Below are 18,622 nucleotides of genomic sequence, written 5' to 3' on the forward strand. Positions count from 1 at the left end.
GTCGTCAGGGGTGGGGCGCGTGGGGGCGCAGGGTCGGCCCGGGCCGCTGCCGCGGATACCCCGGCATGACAGCACATGCCGGTGTCACCCAGGCGTCACTGATCGATGAACTGCAGCCGCGCCAGTTCGGCGTACAGGCCGCCTTCGGCGATCAATTGCGCATGCGTGCCCTGCGCGACGATGCGGCCGGCCTCCATCACCACGATGCGGTCGGCTTTGAGCACGGTGGCCAGGCGATGGGCGATGACCAGCGTGGTGCGGCCTTCCATCAAGCGGTCCAGCGCCTGCTGCACCGCGCGTTCGCTCTGCGCATCCAGCGCGCTGGTGGCCTCGTCCAGCAGCAGGATCGGCGCGTCCTTGAGCAGGGCGCGCGCGATCGCCACACGCTGTTGCTGGCCGCCCGACAGGCGTGTGCCGCGTTCGCCGAGTTCGCTGGCGTAGCCCTGCGGCAGGGCGCGGATGAACCCATCGGCCTCGGCGGCCGCCGCGGCGGCTTGCACCTCCGCGTCGCTGGCGTCCAGGCGCCCGTAGCGGATGTTGTCGGCGGCGCTGGCGGCAAACAGCGTGGGTTGCTGCGGCACCAATGCAATCCGTTCGCGCAGCAGCACCGGGTCGGTCTGGCGCAGGTCTACCTCGTCGATGCGCAGTCTGCCGCTGACCGGGTCGTGGAAGCGCAGCAACATCGCCAGCACCGTGCTCTTGCCTGCACCGGAGGGCCCGACCAGCGCCACGGTTTCGCCCGGATGGACATGCAGGTCGAAGCCGTCCAGCGCCGGCGCATCGGGGCGCTGCGGATAATGAAATACCACCTGGTCGAAATGGATCGCACCACGCAGCGGCTGCGGCAAGGGCTGCGGCGTGGCCGGCGCGACGATTGCCGGCTGCTCGTCGAGCAATTCGCCGACCCGGCCCATGCCGCCGGCCGCGCGCTGCAACTCGTTCCAGACCTCGGCCAGCGCACCCACCGAGCCGCCGCCGATCAGTGCGTACAGCACGAACTGTCCCAGCGTGCCGGGCGTCATGCGTCCGGCGATCACATCGTGCGCGCCCAGCCACAGCACACCGACGATGGCGCCGAAGATCAGCATGATTGCCACCGCAGTGACCATGGCCTGGGTGCGGATACGCAGCCGTGCGGTATCGATCGCGGCGAACAGGGCCTGGCTGAAACGCTGGCTCTCGTAGCGCTCGCGCGCATGCGCCTGCACGGTGCGCACCGCGCCCAGCGTTTCGGCCGCCAGCGTGTTGGCATCGGCCACGCGGTCCTGGCTGGCGCGCGAGATCTTCTGCAGGCGGCGTGCGCCCAGCACGATCGGCAGCACCGCCAGCGGAATGCCGACCAGGGTGAAGCCGGCCAGCCGCGGGCTGGTGACGAACAGCATCACCATGCTGCCGATCACCGTGACCGAGCTGCGCAGCGCCACCGACATGGTGGTGCCGATCACCCCGCGCAGCAGCTCGCTGTCGGCCGACAGCCGCGAGACCAGCTCGCCACTGCGGCTGCGATCATGAAAGCCGGCGTCCAGCCCGATCAGATGCGCATACAGGCGGCCGCGCAGATCGGCGACCACCTTTTCGCCCAGCAGCGCGACGAAATAGAAGCGCGCGGCCGTTGCCACCGCCAGCACCACCGCCACGGCGAACAGCAGCGCGAAGGCGTGGTTGATCTGCGAGCCGCCGGAAAACCCATGGTCGATCATCTGCTTGACTGCCGCCGGCAGGCTCAATGTGGCGGCCGAGGAAATGGCCAGTGCGATCAGCCAGGCGGCGAACAGGCCACGCTGGCGCTGCACGAACGGCCACAGGGTGCGCAGGCTGCCAAGCTTCCGCAATGGGTTGGGCCTGGCGGCGGCTGGCTGGTTCATGCGGCTTCCGGTGATGAGAGATGGACACGGTTGCGAGTGGCGTCGCACAGGCGTGTTTTCAAGCTGGCCAGCTGATCGGCAGGCAGTTGCACGCGCAGCGCGGCGCCCTGCGCGTCGAAACGTTCATCCAGCTTGTCGGCGCGGAAGGCGCTCAAGGCCGCATGCACCAGGCCCAGGTCGTCGAACTGACACTGCAGATCGAGCAGCGACAACGCAATCAACGGCTGTCGCGTCGCCAACCGCAGGCATTCGGCCGCGGCGCCGCCGTAGGCACGCACCAGGCCGCCCGCACCGAGCTTGATGCCGCCATACCAACGGGTGACCACCACGACCACGCGGTCGTAGCCCTGGCCATCGATGGCCGCGAGGATTGGCCGCCCGGCGGTGCCGCTGGGCTCGCCATCGTCACTGGACCGGTAGTCCTGCCCGTAGCGATAGGCCCAGCAATTGTGGGTGGCATCGGCGACGGACACGCGCTGCACGATCTCCAGCGCCTGCGCGGGAGAGTCCAGTGCCGCAGCATTGGCCACAAAGCGACTGTGCTTGATGTCCAGGCTGTGGTGCGCGTCAGCGGCGAGGGTATCGAGCATCGTCGCCATTCTATGCGAGCCGGTCGTGCCGGACGCTGCGGCCGTCGTGACTGCCGTTGCAAGCCGGCAGATCGAGGGTGTTCGATGATGCATTGAGACGGGCTGGGCGCGCGATGGGCGCGCGCAGTCCCCGGGGGTGCGATTAGCGCAGGCGCTGCCGTTTTACACCAGGGTGGAGCGGCGCTTCTCGTCGATCCACTTGGAGGCCTGCGCCGGCGTGTAGTGCTGCATCCACTCCAGCATCTGCTCGATGTCGGCGCCGTACCACAGGTCGGTGCGCTGGTCCGGATGCAGGAAGCGTTCTTCCACCATGCGGTCGATCATGCCGATCAGCGGCGCGTAGAAGTCTTCGATATCCAGGAACGCACAGGGCTTGTTGCCAATGCCCAGCTGCCGCCAGGTCAGCATCTCGAAGATCTCCTCCATGGTGCCGAAGCCGCCGGGCAGGGCGACGAACGCATCGGACAGCTCGAACATGCGCATCTTGCGCGCATGCATGGAGCCGACGATTTCCAGCGTGGTCAGCCCACGGTGCGCCACTTCCCAATCGGCCAGCTGCTGCGGAATCACGCCGGTCACCTCGCCACCGGCTGCCAGCACCGCATTGGCCACGGTGCCCATCAGGCCGACGTTGCCCCCGCCATACACCAACCGCAGTCCCTGCTCGGCGATGCGCTGCCCCAACGCAGTGGCACGCTCGGCGTAGGCGGGTTTGTTGCCGGCATTGGAACCGCAGTAGACGCAGATGCTTTTCATGGGATTGGGGAGTTGGGATTGGGGATTGGTAAAAGCGAGGTGGCGCTGCGCTGATTGCACGTGCTGCCGTCGGCGGAGGGGTGCGCTGATTGTCTGAGTTCTTGCCGGGCTTGAAAAACATAACGCCGGGTTTTCACCCGGCGCCATGTCATTGCCGGAGAGGGCCGGGACCGGGAATCGCACTTGCGAATCCCCAATCCCGAATCCACCAATCCCGGTCAGTTAGCCTTATGGATCGCGCGCTTGCTCACTGCCATCGCGGCATCGTGAACCGCCTCGGACAGCGTCGGGTGCGCGTGGCAGATGCGGGCCAGGTCATCGGCCGAGCCGTTGAATTCCATCGTCAGCACGCCTTCGTGCACCAGCTCGGACACGCCCACGCCGACCAGGTGCATGCCCAGCACACGGTCGGTCTCGGCGTCGGCGATGACCTTGACGAAGCCGGCCGGCTCGCCCATGGCCACCGCACGGCCGATCGCCGCGAACGGGAAGCTGCCGGCCTTGTAGGCGACGCCTTCGGCCTTGAGCTGCTGCTCGGTCTTGCCGACCCAGGCAATCTCCGGCTCGGTGTAGATGACCCACGGGATGGTGTCGAAGTTGACGTGGCCGGGCAGGCCGGCGATCAGCTCGGCCACCGCGATGCCTTCCTCGAAGCCCTTGTGCGCCAGCATCGGGCCGCGCACGCAGTCGCCGATCGCCCACACGCCATCGACGCCGGTGTGGCAATGCCCGTCCACTTCGATCTGGCCACGCTCGTTGAGCTTGACGCCGGTGCCCTCAGCCAGCAGGTTCTTGGTCGCGGCCTTGCGGCCCACGGCCACCAGCAACTTGTCCACGGTCAGGGTCTGCTCGCCGGCAGCGTCGGTGTAGCTGACCACCACCTGCTTGGCATCGCCGCTGCCGGTGATCTCGGTCTTGCTGACCTTGGCACCGAGCTTGATGTCCAGACCCTGCTTCTTGAATTCCTTCAGCGCGGTCTTGGCCACTTCGGCATCAGCCAGCGCCAGGAAGTCCGGCAGTGCCTCGAGGATGGTGACCTCGGCGCCCAGGCGCTTCCACACGCTGCCCAGCTCCAGGCCGATCACGCCGGCGCCGATCACTGCCAGACGCTTGGGAACGGCGGTGAAATCCAGGCCGCCGACGTTGTCGACGATGGTGTCGCCTTCGAACTTGGCGAACGGCAGCTCGATCGATTCCGAACCCGGCGCCAGGATTACGTTGGTGCCCTTGAGCTCGATCTCGCCGCCTTCGTGCTGGGCGACCTTGACGATGTTGCCCGGCAGCAGCTGGCCGAAGCCGTAAAACGGGGTGATCTTGTTCGCCTTGAACAGCATCGCGATGCCGCCGGTGAACTGCTTCACGATCTTGTCCTTGCGGCTGATCATGGTGGGCACGTCCATCTTGGCGTCGTTGAAGCTGATGCCGTGGTCGCCGAACAGGTGGCCCATGTTCCAGAACTGGCGCGAGGAATCCAGCAGCGCCTTGGACGGAATGCAGCCCACGCGCAGGCAGGTGCCGCCCAGTGCAGGCTTGCCATCCTTGCCGATGGCCGCGTCGATGCAGGCGACCTTCATGCCCAGCTGGGCCGCGCGAATCGCAGCGTGATAACCGGCCGGGCCGGCACCGATGACGACGACGTCGAATTGTTCTTGTTCGCTCATTCTTCGCTCACGAGATTGGGAATTGGGGATTGGGGATTCGCAAAGGCGGGGTGCTCAGGAAGGGGTAGCTCTCGCCAATCCCCAATCCCGAATCCCCAATCCCGGCTTTCATCACAGACCGAACAACATCCGGCCCGGGTTTTCCAGCTGATTCTTGATGTCGACCAGGAACTGCACCGAATCCTTGCCGTCGATGATGCGGTGGTCGTAGGACAGCGCCAGGTACATCATCGGCGCGATCACGACCTGGCCGTTCTCGGCGATCGGACGTTCCTTGATCGCGTGCATGCCCAGGATGGCGCTCTGCGGCGGGTTGATGATCGGCGTGGACAGCAGCGAGCCGAAGGTGCCGCCGTTGGTGATGGTGAACGTGCCGCCCTGCAGGTCGTCCAGGCCCAGCTTGCCGGCGCGCGCCTTGGCGGCGTAGTCGGCGATGCCCTGCTCGACGTCGGCAAACGACTGGCGCTCGACGTTACGCAGCACCGGCGTGACCAGGCCCTTGTCGGTCGACACGGCGATCGAGATGTCGCTATAGCCGTGATAGATGATGTCGTCGCCGTCGATCGAGGCGTTGACCAGCGGGAAGCGCTGCAGCGCGTTGGCGGCCGCCTTGACGAAGAAGCTCATGAAGCCGAGCTTGATGCCGTGCGCCTTCTGGAACTCGTCCTGCAGTTCCTTGCGCGCGGCCGACACCTTGGCCAGGTTCACTTCGTTGAAGGTGGTCAGCATCGCGGTGGAGTTCTTGGACTCCATCAGGCGCTTGGCGATGGTCTTGCGCACGCGGGTCATCGGCACGCGCTCTTCCGGACGGGCGCCGGACGCCTTGCCCACGCCGCCGGCCTTGGCGAAGTTGACGATGTCTTCCTTGGTCACCGCGCCACGACGGCCGGTGCCTTCCACCTGGGCCGGATCCACGCCCTGGGTGATCGCGGAAAAACGCGCACCCGGCGGCAGCGCATCGGCAGCGGACTTGGATGCAGCGGCAGGCGCAGCGGCGGCAGCCGGGGCCGGCGCGGCGGCCGGTGCAGCAGCGGCAGGTGCCGGTGCATCGGCCTTCTTCTCCTCGGCCGGTGCGGCCGCAGCCACGGCGCCTTCCTCGATGATCGCCAGGATCTGGTTGCTGGTGACGGTGCTGCCGGCTTCGAACTTGATTTCCTTCAGCACGCCGTCGACCGGCGAAGGAACTTCCAACACGACCTTGTCGGTTTCCAGGTCGACCAGATTCTCGTCGCGCTTGACCGCTTCACCGGCCTTCTTGTGCCAGCTGGCGATGGTGGCGTCGGAAACGGATTCGGGCAGTACCGGAACTTTGACTTCGGTGGCCATTCGGGGAGCGTCCTAGGGTTTTCGTTCTTTGGGGAAGAGGAGTTATTCAGCGACTTGGTCGTTGAACGGATTGAGTAGCGCATCGGCGACCAGCTTCTGCTGTTCGACGATGTGGTCGGCCATATGGCCGGCGGCAGGCGAGGGCGAACGGGCACGGCCGGCGTAATGCAGGCTCTGGCCGCTGGCCAGGCAGAAGTTCAGATGGTGGCGGATCTGGTACCACGCACCCTGGTTCTGCGGTTCTTCCTGGCACCACACCACGTCGGTGGCGTTGGCATAGGCCTTGAGCTCGGCGGCCAGCTGCGCACGCGGGAACGGATACAGCTGCTCCACGCGCAGGATGGCGACGTCGTCCTGGCCACGCTTGGTCTGGTCTTCGAGCAGGTCGTAATAGACCTTGCCCGAGCACAGCACCACGCGCTTGACCTTGCCGGCATCGGCCTTGGCGTCGGGGATCAGATGCTGGAACTCGCCTTCCGCCAGTTCTTCCAGGCTCGACACCGCCAGCTTGTGGCGCAGCAGCGACTTGGGCGTCATCACCACCAGCGGCTTGCGGGTGGTCATGCGCATCTGCCGGCGGATCATGTGGAAGCACTGCGCCGGGGTGGTCGGCACGCAGACCAGCATGTTCTCCAACGCGCACAGCTGCAGGAAGCGCTCCAGACGCGCGGAGCTGTGCTCCGGGCCCTGGCCTTCGTAGCCGTGCGGCAGGAACAGCGACAGGCCCGCGATGCGGCCCCACTTGGCTTCGCCGGCGGCGATGAACTGGTCGATCACCACCTGCGCGCCGTTGGCGAAATCGCCGAACTGCGCTTCCCAGATGCACAGTGCATTCGGGTCGGTGGTGGAGTAGCCGTACTCGAAGCCCATCACCGCTTCTTCGCTGAGCAGCGAGTCGATGATGGTGGCGTCCTCGGGGTTCTGCACCAGCTGGCGCAGCGGCAGGTAGTAGCTGTCGGTCTTCTGGTCATGCAGGATCGCGTGACGGTGGAAGAACGTGCCGCGACCGGCGTCCTGGCCGACCAGGCGCAGCTTGTGGCCTTCGGCCAGCAAGGTGGCGTAGGCCAGGTTCTCGGCAAAGCCCCAGTCGCCAGCCTGGTCGCCAGCGGCCATCTTGACGCGGTCTTCGTAGATCTTGGCCACGCGGGCATGCAGCTCCACGCCTTCCGGGATCGTGGTGATCAGCTTGGCTAGGCGATCCAGCTGCTCGCGCTTGACGCGGGTGTCGACCGGATCGGCAGCGGTGCCGACCAGGTACTTGGACCAGTCGATGGCGAATTCGTCCGGCTTGCGCGTCGCCAGTTCGGTGGTGTATTCGCCCGAATCGAGCTTGTTGCGGTAGCCGTCGACCAGCGCCTTGGCCTCGTCGGCGCTCAGCACGCCGTCGCTTTCCAGCTTGGCGGCGTACAGCTCGCGGGTGGTCTTGTGCTTGCGGATGGTCTGGTACATCACCGGCTGGGTCGCTGCCGGCTCGTCGGCCTCGTTATGGCCCCAACGGCGGTAGCAGACCAGGTCGATGACCACGTCCTTCTTGAACTGCTGGCGGAATTCGTAGGCCAGCTTGGACACGAACATCACCGCATCCGGGTCGTCCCCGTTCACGTGGAAGACCGGTGCGCCGATCATCTTGGCCACGTCGGTGCAGTACAGCGTGGAGCGGGCGTCGTCGCGGGCGCTGGTGGTGAAGCCGATCTGGTTGTTGACCACGATGTGCACGGTGCCGCCGACGGCGAAACCGCGCGCCTGCGACATCTGGAACAGCTCCATCACCACGCCCTGGCCGGCGAATGCGGCATCGCCGTGGATCAGAATCGGCAGCACGGTCTTGCGCTCGGCATCGCCGAAGCGTTCCTGGCGCGACCGCACGCTGCCGACCACGACCGGGTCGACGATTTCCAGGTGCGAGGGATTGAATGCCAGTGCCAGATGCACCTGCTTGTCGCCACCGACCGCGATATCGGCCGAGAAGCCCATGTGGTACTTGACGTCGCCGGTGTGCGCGCGGTCGTCGTGGGCGTGCTCGAACTTGCCTTCGAACTCGTCGAACAGCTTGCGCGGGTTCTTGCCCAGCGTATTGACCAGCACGTTGAGGCGACCGCGGTGGGCCATGCCGATCACGATGTCCTTGACCTGATCGTTGCCGGACTGGCGAATGATCTCGTCCATCATCGGGATCAGCGCGTCGCCGCCTTCCAGCGAGAAGCGCTTCTGGCCGACGTACTTGGTGTGCAGGTAGCGCTCCAGGCCTTCGGCAGCGGTGAGCCGCTCCAGCGTGCGCTTGCGGCTGGCCGCGTCGCCGGCGATCTTGCCGCCGGCATCTTCCAGACGCTTGTAGATCCACTGGCGCTGGTCGAATTCCTGGATGTGCATGAACTCTGCGCCGATGGTGCTGGCGTAGGTCGCCTTCAGGCGGGTCAGCAGATCCTTCAGCTTCATGCGCGGCTGGCCACCGACACCGCCGGTGCTGAACTCACTGTCCATATCCGCCTGCGACAGGCTGTGGAATGGCAGGTCCAGATCGGGCGGGTTGACCGGCGGGGTCAGGCCGAGCGGGTCGAGCTGCGCGCCGAGGTGACCACGCGCACGATAGGCGGTGATCAGGCGGCCGACGTTGCGCTCGCGCTCGTCACTGGCGCCTGCGCCGGTTCCGGCATTGGCGGCCTGTTTGGAGGCGGCGAGGATGTGGGCAATGGCCGCCGAGTGCGGCACATCACCGGCATCGCGACCCTTGAAGCCATCGAAATAGCTCTTCCACTTCGGGTCGACACTGTCCGGGGCGACGAGGTACTGCTCGTACAGATCCTCGATATAGGCGGCGTTGCCGCCGGCGAGCTGCGATGACTGTGCGAACTGCTTTAGGAGATTATCCACGATGGTAAGTCGGGTCTGCTGTGGGGATGATTGTGCGGAAGCGGCAGGGCGAGATGCCCCATCGGTCGGTCTCAAATCTCGAAAAATTATACCCCCTTGCGCCAGTGAGGGGGCGTCTGCAAGCTGACCGAGCGGGTAGGTGCGGCCGCCTGGCGCCCAGGCGCGAAAGGCGCTGCGGTCTCAGATGCCGAGTGCGCGCGGTTCGTTCCAGAGCGCGCTGCGCTCCCATATCTGCGCGAATTCGCGCTCCAGCTGGCGGCTGCGCGCCGCGCCCGACAGCCAGGTTTCGCCATCGTCGAAGCGATGGCCTGTTGGACGAAAGTAGTAGGCGTCATCGCCCACCACATAGGCCGACGCATAGCTGCTGTCGACCGGATCGCTGACCGCGCGGAAGCGGAACACGCTGGGCAGGCGCTGGGCCAGCCGCAGCAGCGCGCTGCTGCTGGCGCTGGCAATGGCGGTGTCCTGCACCAGCACCTGCACGCGCTTGTCGTGGCGGGCGGTGGCGAAGCGGCGCAGCGCATCGAGCACTGCGGCGTTGTCGAACAGCGGCGGATCCAGTGCCCGCGTATAGATCAGGACCTGGCGGCGTGCGGCGCACAGCAGGCCGGTGGTGGCGGCCTGCGCCGCGCGCAGGTCGTCCACCGCCATCGGGCCGTCGAGACGGCGATGCAGCGGCCTGTCAGGCCGATCGCCCGCCGTTGCGGCGCGATCGGGACTCGGGTCGGAAGAGGTGTCCGGCAGGAAGCCCAGGCGTGCGAACACCGCCCCGGCATCTGCATTGACGCGGGCCCGTACGCCGGGCCAGCCGCGTTGTTGCGCGGTGGCGACGGCGGCTGCGAGCAACTGGTCGGCCAGGCCGCGGCGGCGCCAGCCCGGCAGGATGCCGAGTCTGTCGATGCGCCGATCCGCGGTCAGCCGCACCGAGCCGATCAGCTGGCCGTCCTCGCTGCGCAGGGCCAGGTGCAGGCTGAGCGGGTCCAGTGCGTCCCATTCGGCAGCGCCGCTGTCGCCACTGCCGCAGGCCAGGCGCAGCGCACGCAGGGCCGCGGCGTCGGACGCCGGGTCCAGCGAGACGATCCGCGGGCCGGCCTGGGGGCTCATGCGCGGTTGTCGGACCCGTCGTCGCCAGCGTCCGTTGCCGCGTCGTCGGCGAGCTCGCTGTCGTCGTCCTGGTCGGCGTCGGCAGCTGGTTCGTCCTCATCAGCCTGGGTCGGGCCGTCGGCGGTATCGGCGACCTGCTCGACGTCGGCCTCCGCATCGATCTCGTCGTCTGCGTCCGGCGCGTCGGCCTCGGCGTCGTCCTGGTCGGCCGACAGGCTCAGGCCATGGGCCTGGTCGTCGTCGATGTCCTGGATGTCGTCTTCCGCGTCCTCATGGGCGCGCTGGTAGTGGCCCTGCGCCAGCAGCTCCAGCACCACCTCGCGGCCGCGGTTGGACAACTGCGCATACAGCGTGCCGTCGATCTCTTCGGCCGCGGCCAGGCGCGCGGCGTCCTTGGCCGACAGCGCGAACTCCAGGCCGCTGCAGAACAGGGTGGCGCCACGCTTGGCGCGCCGCCAGGCCAGCCGCGACCAGGGGTGACGGTGCAGCAGCACGCCCTCTTCCAGCGCCTGCTCGACCGCCTCGCGCGGGATCGGTTCGGGGGCCGGCACCACGTCGCCGGAGGCGCGGTAGGTGGTCATGAAGCGGCCGAACCAGTCGCCCAGCCGATCCGGGTCGTTCATGCGCAGGGCGTTGAGCGCTTCGACCACGCGGTTCATCGCGGTGACGTCGATCTCGTACGGGTCGGCCGGCACCTTGAGGTCTTCGTCGTGATAGCGCACGGCCTCGTCGGCATCGGCGATCAGCGTATCCAGATAGTCGCCGATCAGCTCGGCCGACGACGGCGCGCGGGTGCCGATGGAGAAGGTCAGGCAGGCGTCCTCGGCCACGCCGTGGTGCGGCACCAGCGGCGGCAGGTACAGCATGTCGCCCGGGCCCAGCACCCAGTCGTGGGTGGGCTTGAAGTCGCGCAGCAGCTTGAGCTCGACATCGTCGCGGAACGCCAGCGGCGCGGCCTTGCGGCCCTGTTGCGCGCGTGCGTCGATCTGCCAGCGGCGGTGGCCCTGGCCCTGCAGCAGGAAGACATCGTAATGGTCGACATGCGCGCCGACCGAGCCGCCGGTGGCGGCAAAGCTGATCATGATGTCGTCGATGCGCCAGCGCGGCAGGAAGCGGAACTGTTCCAGCAGCGCGCGCACGTCGGCGTCCCACTTGTCCACATCCTGTACCAGCAGGGTCCAGTCATGGTCGGGCAGGCCGGGGAAGTCGGTTTCCTGGAACGGGCCGGTGCGTACGTCCCAGCCGTCGGTGGCGCGGTCGTGGCTGATCAGGCGTGCCAGCACGCCGTCTTCGCAGGCCAGGCCGGCCAGGTCTTCGGGCTGCAGCGGGGACTGGAAGTCCGCAAACGCGTTGCGGATCAGCAGCGGGTGCTTGTGCCAGTAGTTGCGCAGGAAGCGCTCGACCGGCATGCCCAGGGGCTGGTCGCCGGTGGCGTGGACCTCGAAGGGCAGCGGCGCGCCTTTCCTGGCGGCGATCTTTTTTGCGGCGGTCTTTTTCATGATGTCACGGGTCCGACAGGAGGGCCGGCGCTGTGCGGCCGGCGGAGTGGCTTATTGTCGCCCAGCCCGCCATGCGATGCCTTGCTGGCGGCTGTGGCGGTGATTTCAGTGCACCTGTGCCTGCCATGCGTGGCCGGCATGCACGGGGGATGCCGGCATCGGCGGGTCAGTGGATGGAGAGCTGGCTGTCGCTGGGCGAAGGCACCGATGCAACCGTGTGGTCGACACGCCTGCCAGCGCTTGCGACGCGGCAGCGGTGGAAGCGGCAGCGGCCTGCCTCCCGCAGGCGACCGATGCCAGCAGGGATACGGACAGCAGTGAGCGCAATGCCATGGCACTCCTCCTGACGGCTGGATGGAACGTCGCGATGCCTGTCGTTGACTGCCGCTGGTTCAGATCGCGCGCGCCAGCTGCTCGGCCAGGCCGGTGTAGGCGCCCGGCGTCAACGCCCGCAGGCGCTGCTTGTCCTGCTCCGGCAGCTGCAGGCTCTCGACAAAAGCCTGCATGGACGCGGCGGTGATGCCCTGGCCGCGGGTCAGTGCCTTGAGCTGTTCGTACGGGTTGGGCAGGCCGTGGCGGCGCATCACTGTCTGCACGGCTTCGGCCAGCACTTCCCAGGCCGCGTCCAGGTCCGCATCCAGGCGCTGCGGATTGACGGTCAGCTTGCCCAGGCCCTTGGCCAGCGAATCCAGCGCGACCTGGGTGTGGCCGAATGCGGTACCGAGCGCACGCAGGACGGTGGAGTCGGTGAGATCGCGCTGCCAGCGGCTGATCGGCAGCTTGGCCGAGAAATGCTCGAACAAGGCGTTGGCGATGCCGAAATTGCCTTCGGCATTTTCGAAGTCGATCGGGTTGATCTTGTGCGGCATGGTCGAGGAGCCGACTTCGCCCTCCTTGAGCTTCTGCTTGAAGTAGCCCAGCGAGATGTAGCCCCAGATGTCGCGCGACAGGTCGATCAGGATGGTGTTGACGCGACGGCTGGCGTCGCCGATCTCGGCCACGTTGTCGTGCGGCTCGATCTGGGTGGTGTAGGGGTTGAACACCAGGCCCAGGCTCTCGACGAAGCGCTGCGCGAACGCGGCCCAGTCCAGCTCCGGGTACGACACCAGGTGCGCGTTGTAGTTGCCGACCGCACCGTTGATCTTGCCGGTCAGCTCGACCGCGGCGATCTGCTTGCGCTGACGCTCCAGGCGCGCGACCACGTTGGCGATTTCCTTGCCCAGCGTGGTGGGCGAGGCGGTTTGGCCATGCGTGCGTGAGAGCATCGGCTGGCCGGCCTGGGCATGGGCGAGGCTGCGCAGCGTGGCGGTGATGCCGTCCAGCGTCGGCAGCAGCACCTCGCGGCGTGCCTCTTCCAGCATCAGGCCGTAGCTGAGATTGTTGATGTCCTCGCTGGTGCAGGCGAAATGCACGAATTCCAGCGCCGGGCCCAGCTCGGCATCGTCCTTGAGCTGTTCCTTGATGAAGTACTCCACCGCCTTGACGTCGTGGTTGGTGGTGCGCTCGATCTGCTTGACGCGTGCGGCATCGCTCACGCTGAAATCGTCGGCCAGGCGGCGCAGGGTCTGGGTGGCGGCGGCCGAGAATGGCGTCAGCTCGGCGATGCCAGGCTCGGCGGCCAGTGCCAGCAGCCATTCGATCTCGACCTTGACCCGTGCCCTGATCAGGCCGTATTCGGAGAAGATCGGGCGCAGCGCATCCACTTTGGAAGCGTAGCGGCCGTCGAGCGGGGACAGGGCGAGCAGGGCGGAATCCGACATGGGCAGGGCACTGGGAGGCTGGCGGGGGTGCGTATTCTACGCCGCCCCGGCGCCGGCTTCGCCGATCGGCCGCACCGTGATCGCCTGGATCCGGTGCCCGGCCATGCGCCGCACCGTCAGTGCGTGGCCGTCCAGTTCCAGGGTCTCGCCTTCTTCGGGCAGCCGCTGCAGCCGGTGCACGATCAGCCCGCCGACCGAATTGACGTGGTCCGGTGCGCTCAGGTCCCGGCCGAGCAGGCGCTCCAGGCGGAAGATCGAGGTGCTGCCGGCCACCAGCAGCGAGCCGTCCTGGCTGCGGATCGGGGCGTCGCGCACCACGTGGCGGTGCTCGTCCTCGATCTCGCCGACCACCACCTCCAGCAGGTCTTCCAGGGTGAAAAAGCCCAGGATGCGGCCCTGGTCTTCCACGCACAGCGCCAGATGGGTGGTGCCGGTGCGGAACTGCTCCAGCGCGCTGGGGATCGGGGTTTCCAAGGTCAGCAGGGTGGGCGGGCGCAGCAACGGACGCAGATCGTCCAGGTCCTCGCTGCGCGCCATCGCCACCAGCAGATCCTTGGTATGCAGAATGCCCAGCACCTGCTCGCCATCGGCGTCGAACCAGGGGTAGCGGCTGTAGCGCGACTCGCTGAACTCGGCCAGCACCGATTCCAGCGTCATGCCCTCGCGCAGGCTGCGCATGTGCTCGCGCGGGCGCATCAGGTCGCCGGCGACCAGGTCGGGCAATTCCAGCGCGTGGCTCATCAGGGCCAGCCCGTGATCGGGCGTGGCCGCGTTCGGATCCTGGCGGCCGACGATCAGCATCAGCTCCTCGCGCGAATAGCGATGCGACTGATGTTCCACATCGCCCCAGCCCAGTACCCGCAGCAGGCGGTTGGCGCTGGTATTGAGCACCCAGATCGCCGGATACATCAGCCAATAGAACACGTAGAGCGGCGCGGCGGTCCATAGCGACATCCGCTCCGGGCGGCGGATCGCCATGGTCTTGGGTGCCAGTTCGCCCAGCACGATGTGCAGAAACGAAATCAGGCTGAAGGCGATCGCCAGCGCGGTGAACTGCGCCGCTTCCGGCGACAGGCCGGCGCTGTCGAACAGCGGCTGCAGCAGGTGCGCGAACGCCGGCTCGCCGACCCAGCCCAGGCCGAGCGAGGCCAGCGTGATGCCGAGCTGGCAGGCCGACAGGTAGGCATCCAGGTGCGCATGCACCCCGAGCAACAGACGCCCACGCCACCCGTTGGTTTGCGCCAGGCCCACCGCCTGCGTGTGGCGCAGCTTGACCAGCGCGAACTCGGCGGCCACGAAGAAGCCGTTCAGCAGCACCAGCAGCAACGCGACGAATAACAGCAGCACATTACCCAGCATGGCGTCGGCCTCGGTGCCGTGCAGCGGCGGTTATGCCGCGTGTCCGCCGTTGCGCGTGAGGGGTCGGGCGGTGTGCGGGCAGCAAGGACGCAAACAATGCGTTGCTACAGTCAGGGTCGTCGCCCATGGCAGCGTGGTACCTCGTATGGATCGATGGGCAGTCTAGCCCACGGCTTGCGACGACACGGTCGCAACGCCGCAAGCGAGTATCGTAGGCAGTCTCGCCAGCGTGGGTGCGCCCGCTGCCAGCCATCCATCACCACAGACCAACCATGTGCGGAGAGTGCAGATGAGCGAACGTTTCAGGACCGAACACGACAGCATGGGGCAATTGCAGGTGCCCGCCGATGCCTTGTGGGGCGCGCAGACCCAGCGTGCCGTGCAGAATTTTCCGGTCTCCGGCCAGCCGATGCCGCGCGGCTTCATCCGCGCGCTGGGCTTGATCAAGGCCGCCGCGGCCGGCGTCAACGCCGAGCTCGGGCTGCTGCCCAAGTCGATCGGCAAGGCCGTGCAGGACGCGGCGCTGCAGGTGGCCGACGGCACCTATGACGCGCAGTTCCCGATTGACGTCTATCAGACCGGCTCGGGCACCTCGTCCAACATGAATGCCAACGAGGTGATCGCCACGCTGGCCACGCGCGCCGGCAAGGACGCGGTGCATCCCAACGATCACGTCAATCTCGGGCAGAGTTCCAACGACGTGGTCCCCACCGCGATCCGCGTGTCTGCGCTGCTTGCGGTGCAGGAACACCTGCAACCGGCGCTCAAGCATCTGCGCAAGACCATCGACAAGCGCGCCAAGGGACTGGACAAGGTCGTCAAGACCGGGCGCACGCATCTGATGGATGCGATGCCGCTGACCTTCGGCCAGGAATTCGGTGCATGGTCGGCGCAGCTGAGTTCGGCGCAGGAGCGCATCGACGATTCCCTCAAGCGCCTGCGGCGGCTGCCGCTGGGCGGCACCGCGATCGGCACCGGCATCAATGCCGATCCGCGTTTCGGCGGCAAGGTGGCCAAGGCCTTGTCGGGCTTGAGCAAGGTCAAGTTCGAGAGTGCCGACAACAAGTTCGAAGGCCTGGCCGCGCAGGACGATGCGGTGGAGTTGTCCGGCCAGCTCAATGCGCTGGCGGTGGCCTTGATCAAGATTGCCAACGATCTGCGCTGGATGAATGCCGGCCCCCTGGCCGGGCTGGGCGAGATCGAGTTGCCGGCGTTGCAGCCGGGAAGTTCGATCATGCCGGGCAAGGTCAACCCGGTGATTCCCGAAGCCACCGTGATGGCCTGCGCACAGGTGATCGGCCACCACACCGCGATCACCGTGGCCGGGCAGACCGGCAACTTCCAGTTGAACGTGACGCTGCCGTTGATCGCTTACAACCTGCTGGATTCGATCAATTTGCTGGGCAATGTGGCGCGGCTGCTGGCCGATAGCGCGATTGCCGGGTTGAAGGTGCGCCAGGAGCGCGTGCGCGAGGCGCTGGACCGCAATCCGATCCTGGTCACCGCGCTCAACCCGATCATCGGCTACGAGAAGGCCGCCGCGATCGCCAAGCGTGCCTACAAGGAGCAGCGTCCGGTACTGGACGTGGCGCTGGAAGACAGCGGGCTCACTGAGGCGGATCTGCGCCGTTTGCTGGATCCGGCAGCGCTGACCCGCGGTGGCATCCAGGCTGGCAGCAGCGGCGGCGGTGGCTGATCACTGACAGCGTGTGTGTAGGAGCGCACCTGGGCGCGACGGGCGTTGTCGATACAGCCCCGTCGCGCCCAGGTGCGCTCCTACACGGGCTTGCGCGAGTCCGCGGCGTCGCCAGGACTCAGTGCCGCTCGGCCTGCACGTTGCCGAAGCTCTCGCGATACGGTTGCAGCGACGGGATCTCGTCCAGCAATTCGCCGCTGAGCCGCTGGATCTCCGGCGTGGCGGTCAGCTTGATCGACTTGTACTCCGGATCCGCGCCGGCCTCGTTGACGGCCTGCTGGCGCAGCATCTGCAGATGCCCGAACAGCAACTGCAATTTGGCGCGCGTCGGTTCCTTCTGCGGCAGCGCGATATCGTCGATCTTCAGCGTGCCGTCCGGTGTGATTTCCGCATTGGCGGCCGGTGGGCGGCGGATCATCACCGACTGGGTGGTGATGGCAACGCGCGGCTTGCCGCGTTCGGCGCGCCGCGACGACTGGTCGCCACAGGCGGTCAGGGCGCATAGCAGGAGCGCCATGCAAAGCATCACGAACTTGTTCATGGGGTCGCTGGGGTCTGGGGAGCGCATTAGTGTAATCCCGCTCCGGCAGCCGATCAGTGCCGGCGGCACATGGCGCCTCTGACAAGATGTCGCAGGCCGGTATCGGTTGCCTGGCGTGCGCGCAGAATCGACACGACGCTCCAGCTGGTTCCGGTCCGCCGCTGCGCCCCCATCGACGGGCGCAGCGGCGGTCGGTGCCGCGCTTACTTGCGGCAGTCGTCGACGTCGTGTTGGGTCAGGGTCGAGTACGGCGCGAATGCCGGCACCAGTTGCGCGGCGGCGTCCTGCGCGTTGCGCAGCGTGGCCAGCTGGTCGCAGATCTGCATCGTATTGCGTTTGAAGGTTTCCGCCTGCGCCTGGATCTTGTCGCCGATCTGGTCGGTGTTGCCGCTGAGCACGCCCTTGAGCGCTTCGCCGGCGGCGTGTGCACCGAAGGCCGCGCCCTGCGTGCCGATGTCGATGCCTTTTTCGGCGACGCCCTGGATCTGCACATAGAAAGTGCGCATCGCCTGGCGCTGCGCATCGTTCAGGCTCACCGGCTTGCCGGCGATGCTGAGCGCGCCATCCGCGCCGATGGTGGCGGCAGGCAGACCGTCGCGGTGGAGCGTCAGGCTCTTGCCGTTGAAGCTCACCCCGCGCGCGTTGGCCTTGCCCGACACCACGACGGTGGGTTCGGACTTGCCGCAACCGACCAACAGCGCACCCGCCAATACCGCACAAATCAACAGTTTCATCAGCAGTCCCCCTCAGTAATGGTCAATGCAGTGGTCAGTTGTCGGTCGGTACGCGGGTGGTGCCGGCAACATCGCTGACGTCGATGTCGCCGCTGCCCTTGCGCGCCACGCTGACGTCGCCGCGCACCTTGTGCACGCTCAGGGCGCCGGAGTTGACCGCTTCCACGCCGACATCGCCCTGTACATCGTCGATATCGACATCGCCGGAGCCGACCGTGCCGAGCCTGACGTGGCCGGCAACGCCGCGCAGCTTGACGTCGCCGGAGCCGACCTTGCCGACCTCTGCCGCGCCGCGAATCCGGCGCGCCTTGAGATCGCCGGAGCCGACTGCCAGCACGCGCAATGCCCCCATGTCCTCCAGTTCGATGTCGCCGGAACCGACCTTGGCGGTCACCCGGCCCTTGGTGCGGTGGATGGCCATGTCGCCGGAGCCGACATCGGCACTCACTGCAGCCGCGCCGCTGATCTCGGCGTCGCCGGAGCCCACGTCGAACTGCACCAGCAGCGAGTCCGGCACGTTGCCACGCAGGTCCAGGTACGCGTAGCTGTCGCCGATGGAGATGCGCGACGGGCGGTCATCGGCCAGCGTCACCACCAGCTTGTCGCCGACGCGCTTCTGGGTGACCGTCAGGCCCTCGAGCAGGTCGGCCCTGGCGGCACAGGCGCGGCCGCTCAGACGGCCGCCGTTGCCTGGCGCGGCGTCCAGATGCAGGTCGTTGGAGGCGACCTCGAACAGCACCGACTTCACTCCGCTCAGTTTCAACTCCAGGCTGCGCGGTTCGGAGAATGTGCATTGCTCCTCGGCAAACGCAGCGCCGGGCACTGCGCACAGGATGGCCAGACTCAGCAGACGACGCATG

At 67.1% G+C, this 18,622-nt stretch carries 14 protein-coding genes; 1 reads left to right on the forward strand and 13 read right to left on the reverse strand.

Features of this window, described 5'->3' with window-relative positions:
* Nucleotides 1-95: 95 nt before the first annotated feature.
* The 10 genes from EO174_RS01180 to EO174_RS01225 all read right to left on the reverse strand — a co-directional run bounded on the left by EO174_RS01180 (nucleotide 96) and on the right by EO174_RS01225 (nucleotide 14,791).
* Nucleotides 96-1,865, reverse strand: coding sequence for an ABC transporter transmembrane domain-containing protein (locus tag EO174_RS01180; RefSeq protein WP_104582740.1), 1,770 nt, complete (start codon nucleotides 1,863-1,865; stop codon nucleotides 96-98).
* The gene (locus EO174_RS01185; protein WP_164740038.1) at nucleotides 1,862-2,464 is read right to left on the reverse strand and encodes a YigZ family protein; all 603 of its coding nucleotides are present in this window, start codon (nucleotides 2,462-2,464) and stop codon (nucleotides 1,862-1,864) included. The genes EO174_RS01180 and EO174_RS01185 overlap by 4 nt, the downstream gene beginning before the upstream one ends.
* A 153-nt stretch (nucleotides 2,465-2,617) precedes the next feature.
* Nucleotides 2,618-3,211, reverse strand: a complete 594-nt coding sequence (locus tag EO174_RS01190; protein WP_126941715.1) for a TIGR00730 family Rossman fold protein — start codon at nucleotides 3,209-3,211, stop codon at nucleotides 2,618-2,620.
* A 218-nt stretch (nucleotides 3,212-3,429) separates the two neighbouring features.
* Entirely contained in the window at nucleotides 3,430-4,872 is a 1,443-nt protein-coding gene (gene lpdA, locus EO174_RS01195; protein WP_126941717.1) for a dihydrolipoyl dehydrogenase, read from the reverse strand.
* Between the two features lie 111 nt (nucleotides 4,873-4,983).
* Entirely contained in the window at nucleotides 4,984-6,198 is a 1,215-nt protein-coding gene (sucB, locus tag EO174_RS01200) for a dihydrolipoyllysine-residue succinyltransferase (protein WP_104582743.1), read from the reverse strand.
* A gap of 42 nt (nucleotides 6,199-6,240) precedes the next feature.
* Nucleotides 6,241-9,144, reverse strand: a complete 2,904-nt coding sequence (locus tag EO174_RS01205) for a 2-oxoglutarate dehydrogenase E1 component (RefSeq protein ID WP_180496936.1) — start codon at nucleotides 9,142-9,144, stop codon at nucleotides 6,241-6,243.
* Nucleotides 9,145-9,249: 105 nt separating this feature from the next.
* Nucleotides 9,250-10,173, reverse strand: a complete 924-nt coding sequence (locus EO174_RS01210; RefSeq protein WP_126941719.1) for a GNAT family N-acetyltransferase — start codon at nucleotides 10,171-10,173, stop codon at nucleotides 9,250-9,252.
* Complete coding sequence (locus EO174_RS01215; RefSeq protein ID WP_164739911.1) at nucleotides 10,170-11,648, reverse strand: cupin domain-containing protein; 1,479 nt, start codon at nucleotides 11,646-11,648, stop codon at nucleotides 10,170-10,172. The genes EO174_RS01210 and EO174_RS01215 overlap by 4 nt, the downstream gene beginning before the upstream one ends.
* 416 nt (nucleotides 11,649-12,064) lie before the next feature.
* A complete protein-coding gene (gene purB, locus EO174_RS01220) occupies nucleotides 12,065-13,432 on the reverse strand; it encodes an adenylosuccinate lyase (protein WP_126941721.1) in 1,368 nt (455 codons plus the stop codon).
* Between the two features lie 36 nt (nucleotides 13,433-13,468).
* Entirely contained in the window at nucleotides 13,469-14,791 is a 1,323-nt protein-coding gene (locus EO174_RS01225; RefSeq protein ID WP_126941723.1) for a hemolysin family protein, read from the reverse strand.
* 289 nt (nucleotides 14,792-15,080) lie between these two features.
* On the opposite strand from EO174_RS01225, the gene EO174_RS01230 reads away from it, so the two are divergent.
* Nucleotides 15,081-16,487: a class II fumarate hydratase gene (locus tag EO174_RS01230; protein WP_126941725.1), complete on the forward strand. Its 1,407-nt coding sequence runs from the start codon at nucleotides 15,081-15,083 to the stop codon at nucleotides 16,485-16,487.
* 118 nt (nucleotides 16,488-16,605) lie between these two features.
* Here the strand turns inward: EO174_RS01230 and EO174_RS01235 are convergent, their stop codons facing one another.
* The 3 genes from EO174_RS01235 to EO174_RS01245 form a co-directional block, all read right to left on the reverse strand.
* On the reverse strand, nucleotides 16,606-17,028 hold the full coding sequence (locus EO174_RS01235; protein ID WP_104574109.1) for a hypothetical protein: 423 nt from the start codon (nucleotides 17,026-17,028) through the stop codon (nucleotides 16,606-16,608).
* Nucleotides 17,029-17,231: 203 nt separating this feature from the next.
* Nucleotides 17,232-17,762 (reverse strand): DUF2884 family protein, encoded by a 531-nt coding sequence (locus tag EO174_RS01240; protein ID WP_126941727.1) that lies wholly within the window; start codon nucleotides 17,760-17,762, stop codon nucleotides 17,232-17,234.
* 34 nt (nucleotides 17,763-17,796) lie between these two features.
* Nucleotides 17,797-18,621 carry a DUF4097 family beta strand repeat-containing protein gene (locus EO174_RS01245; protein WP_126941729.1) on the reverse strand — a complete coding sequence of 275 codons (825 nt, stop codon included), beginning with the start codon at nucleotides 18,619-18,621 and terminating at the stop codon, nucleotides 17,797-17,799.
* Nucleotide 18,622: the final 1 nt, after the last annotated feature.

Origin of the sequence: Xanthomonas sp. BRIP62418 (genome assembly GCF_003993495.1) — a bacterium.
Lineage (GTDB): Bacteria > Pseudomonadota > Gammaproteobacteria > Xanthomonadales > Xanthomonadaceae > Xanthomonas > Xanthomonas euroxanthea.

What these genes read in the sequence shown, in the direction of transcription:
- EO174_RS01180 (WP_104582740.1), bottom strand. Translation starts at nt 1,865, where the DNA reads ATGAACCAGCCAGCCGCCGCCAGGCCCAACCCATTGCGGAAGCTTGGC.
- purB (WP_126941721.1), bottom strand. Translation starts at nt 13,432, where the DNA reads ATGTCGGATTCCGCCCTGCTCGCCCTGTCCCCGCTCGACGGCCGCTAC.
- EO174_RS01235 (WP_104574109.1), bottom strand. Translation starts at nt 17,028, where the DNA reads ATGAACAAGTTCGTGATGCTTTGCATGGCGCTCCTGCTATGCGCCCTG.
- EO174_RS01190 (WP_126941715.1), bottom strand. Translation starts at nt 3,211, where the DNA reads ATGAAAAGCATCTGCGTCTACTGCGGTTCCAATGCCGGCAACAAACCC.
- EO174_RS01245 (WP_126941729.1), bottom strand. Translation starts at nt 18,621, where the DNA reads ATGCGTCGTCTGCTGAGTCTGGCCATCCTGTGCGCAGTGCCCGGCGCT.
- EO174_RS01240 (WP_126941727.1), bottom strand. Translation starts at nt 17,762, where the DNA reads ATGAAACTGTTGATTTGTGCGGTATTGGCGGGTGCGCTGTTGGTCGGT.
- EO174_RS01185 (WP_164740038.1), bottom strand. Translation starts at nt 2,464, where the DNA reads ATGGCGACGATGCTCGATACCCTCGCCGCTGACGCGCACCACAGCCTG.
- sucB (WP_104582743.1), bottom strand. Translation starts at nt 6,198, where the DNA reads ATGGCCACCGAAGTCAAAGTTCCGGTACTGCCCGAATCCGTTTCCGAC.
- lpdA (WP_126941717.1), bottom strand. Translation starts at nt 4,872, where the DNA reads ATGAGCGAACAAGAACAATTCGACGTCGTCGTCATCGGTGCCGGCCCG.
- EO174_RS01230 (WP_126941725.1), top strand. Translation starts at nt 15,081, where the DNA reads ATGAGCGAACGTTTCAGGACCGAACACGACAGCATGGGGCAATTGCAG.
- EO174_RS01210 (WP_126941719.1), bottom strand. Translation starts at nt 10,173, where the DNA reads ATGAGCCCCCAGGCCGGCCCGCGGATCGTCTCGCTGGACCCGGCGTCC.
- EO174_RS01225 (WP_126941723.1), bottom strand. Translation starts at nt 14,791, where the DNA reads ATGCTGGGTAATGTGCTGCTGTTATTCGTCGCGTTGCTGCTGGTGCTG.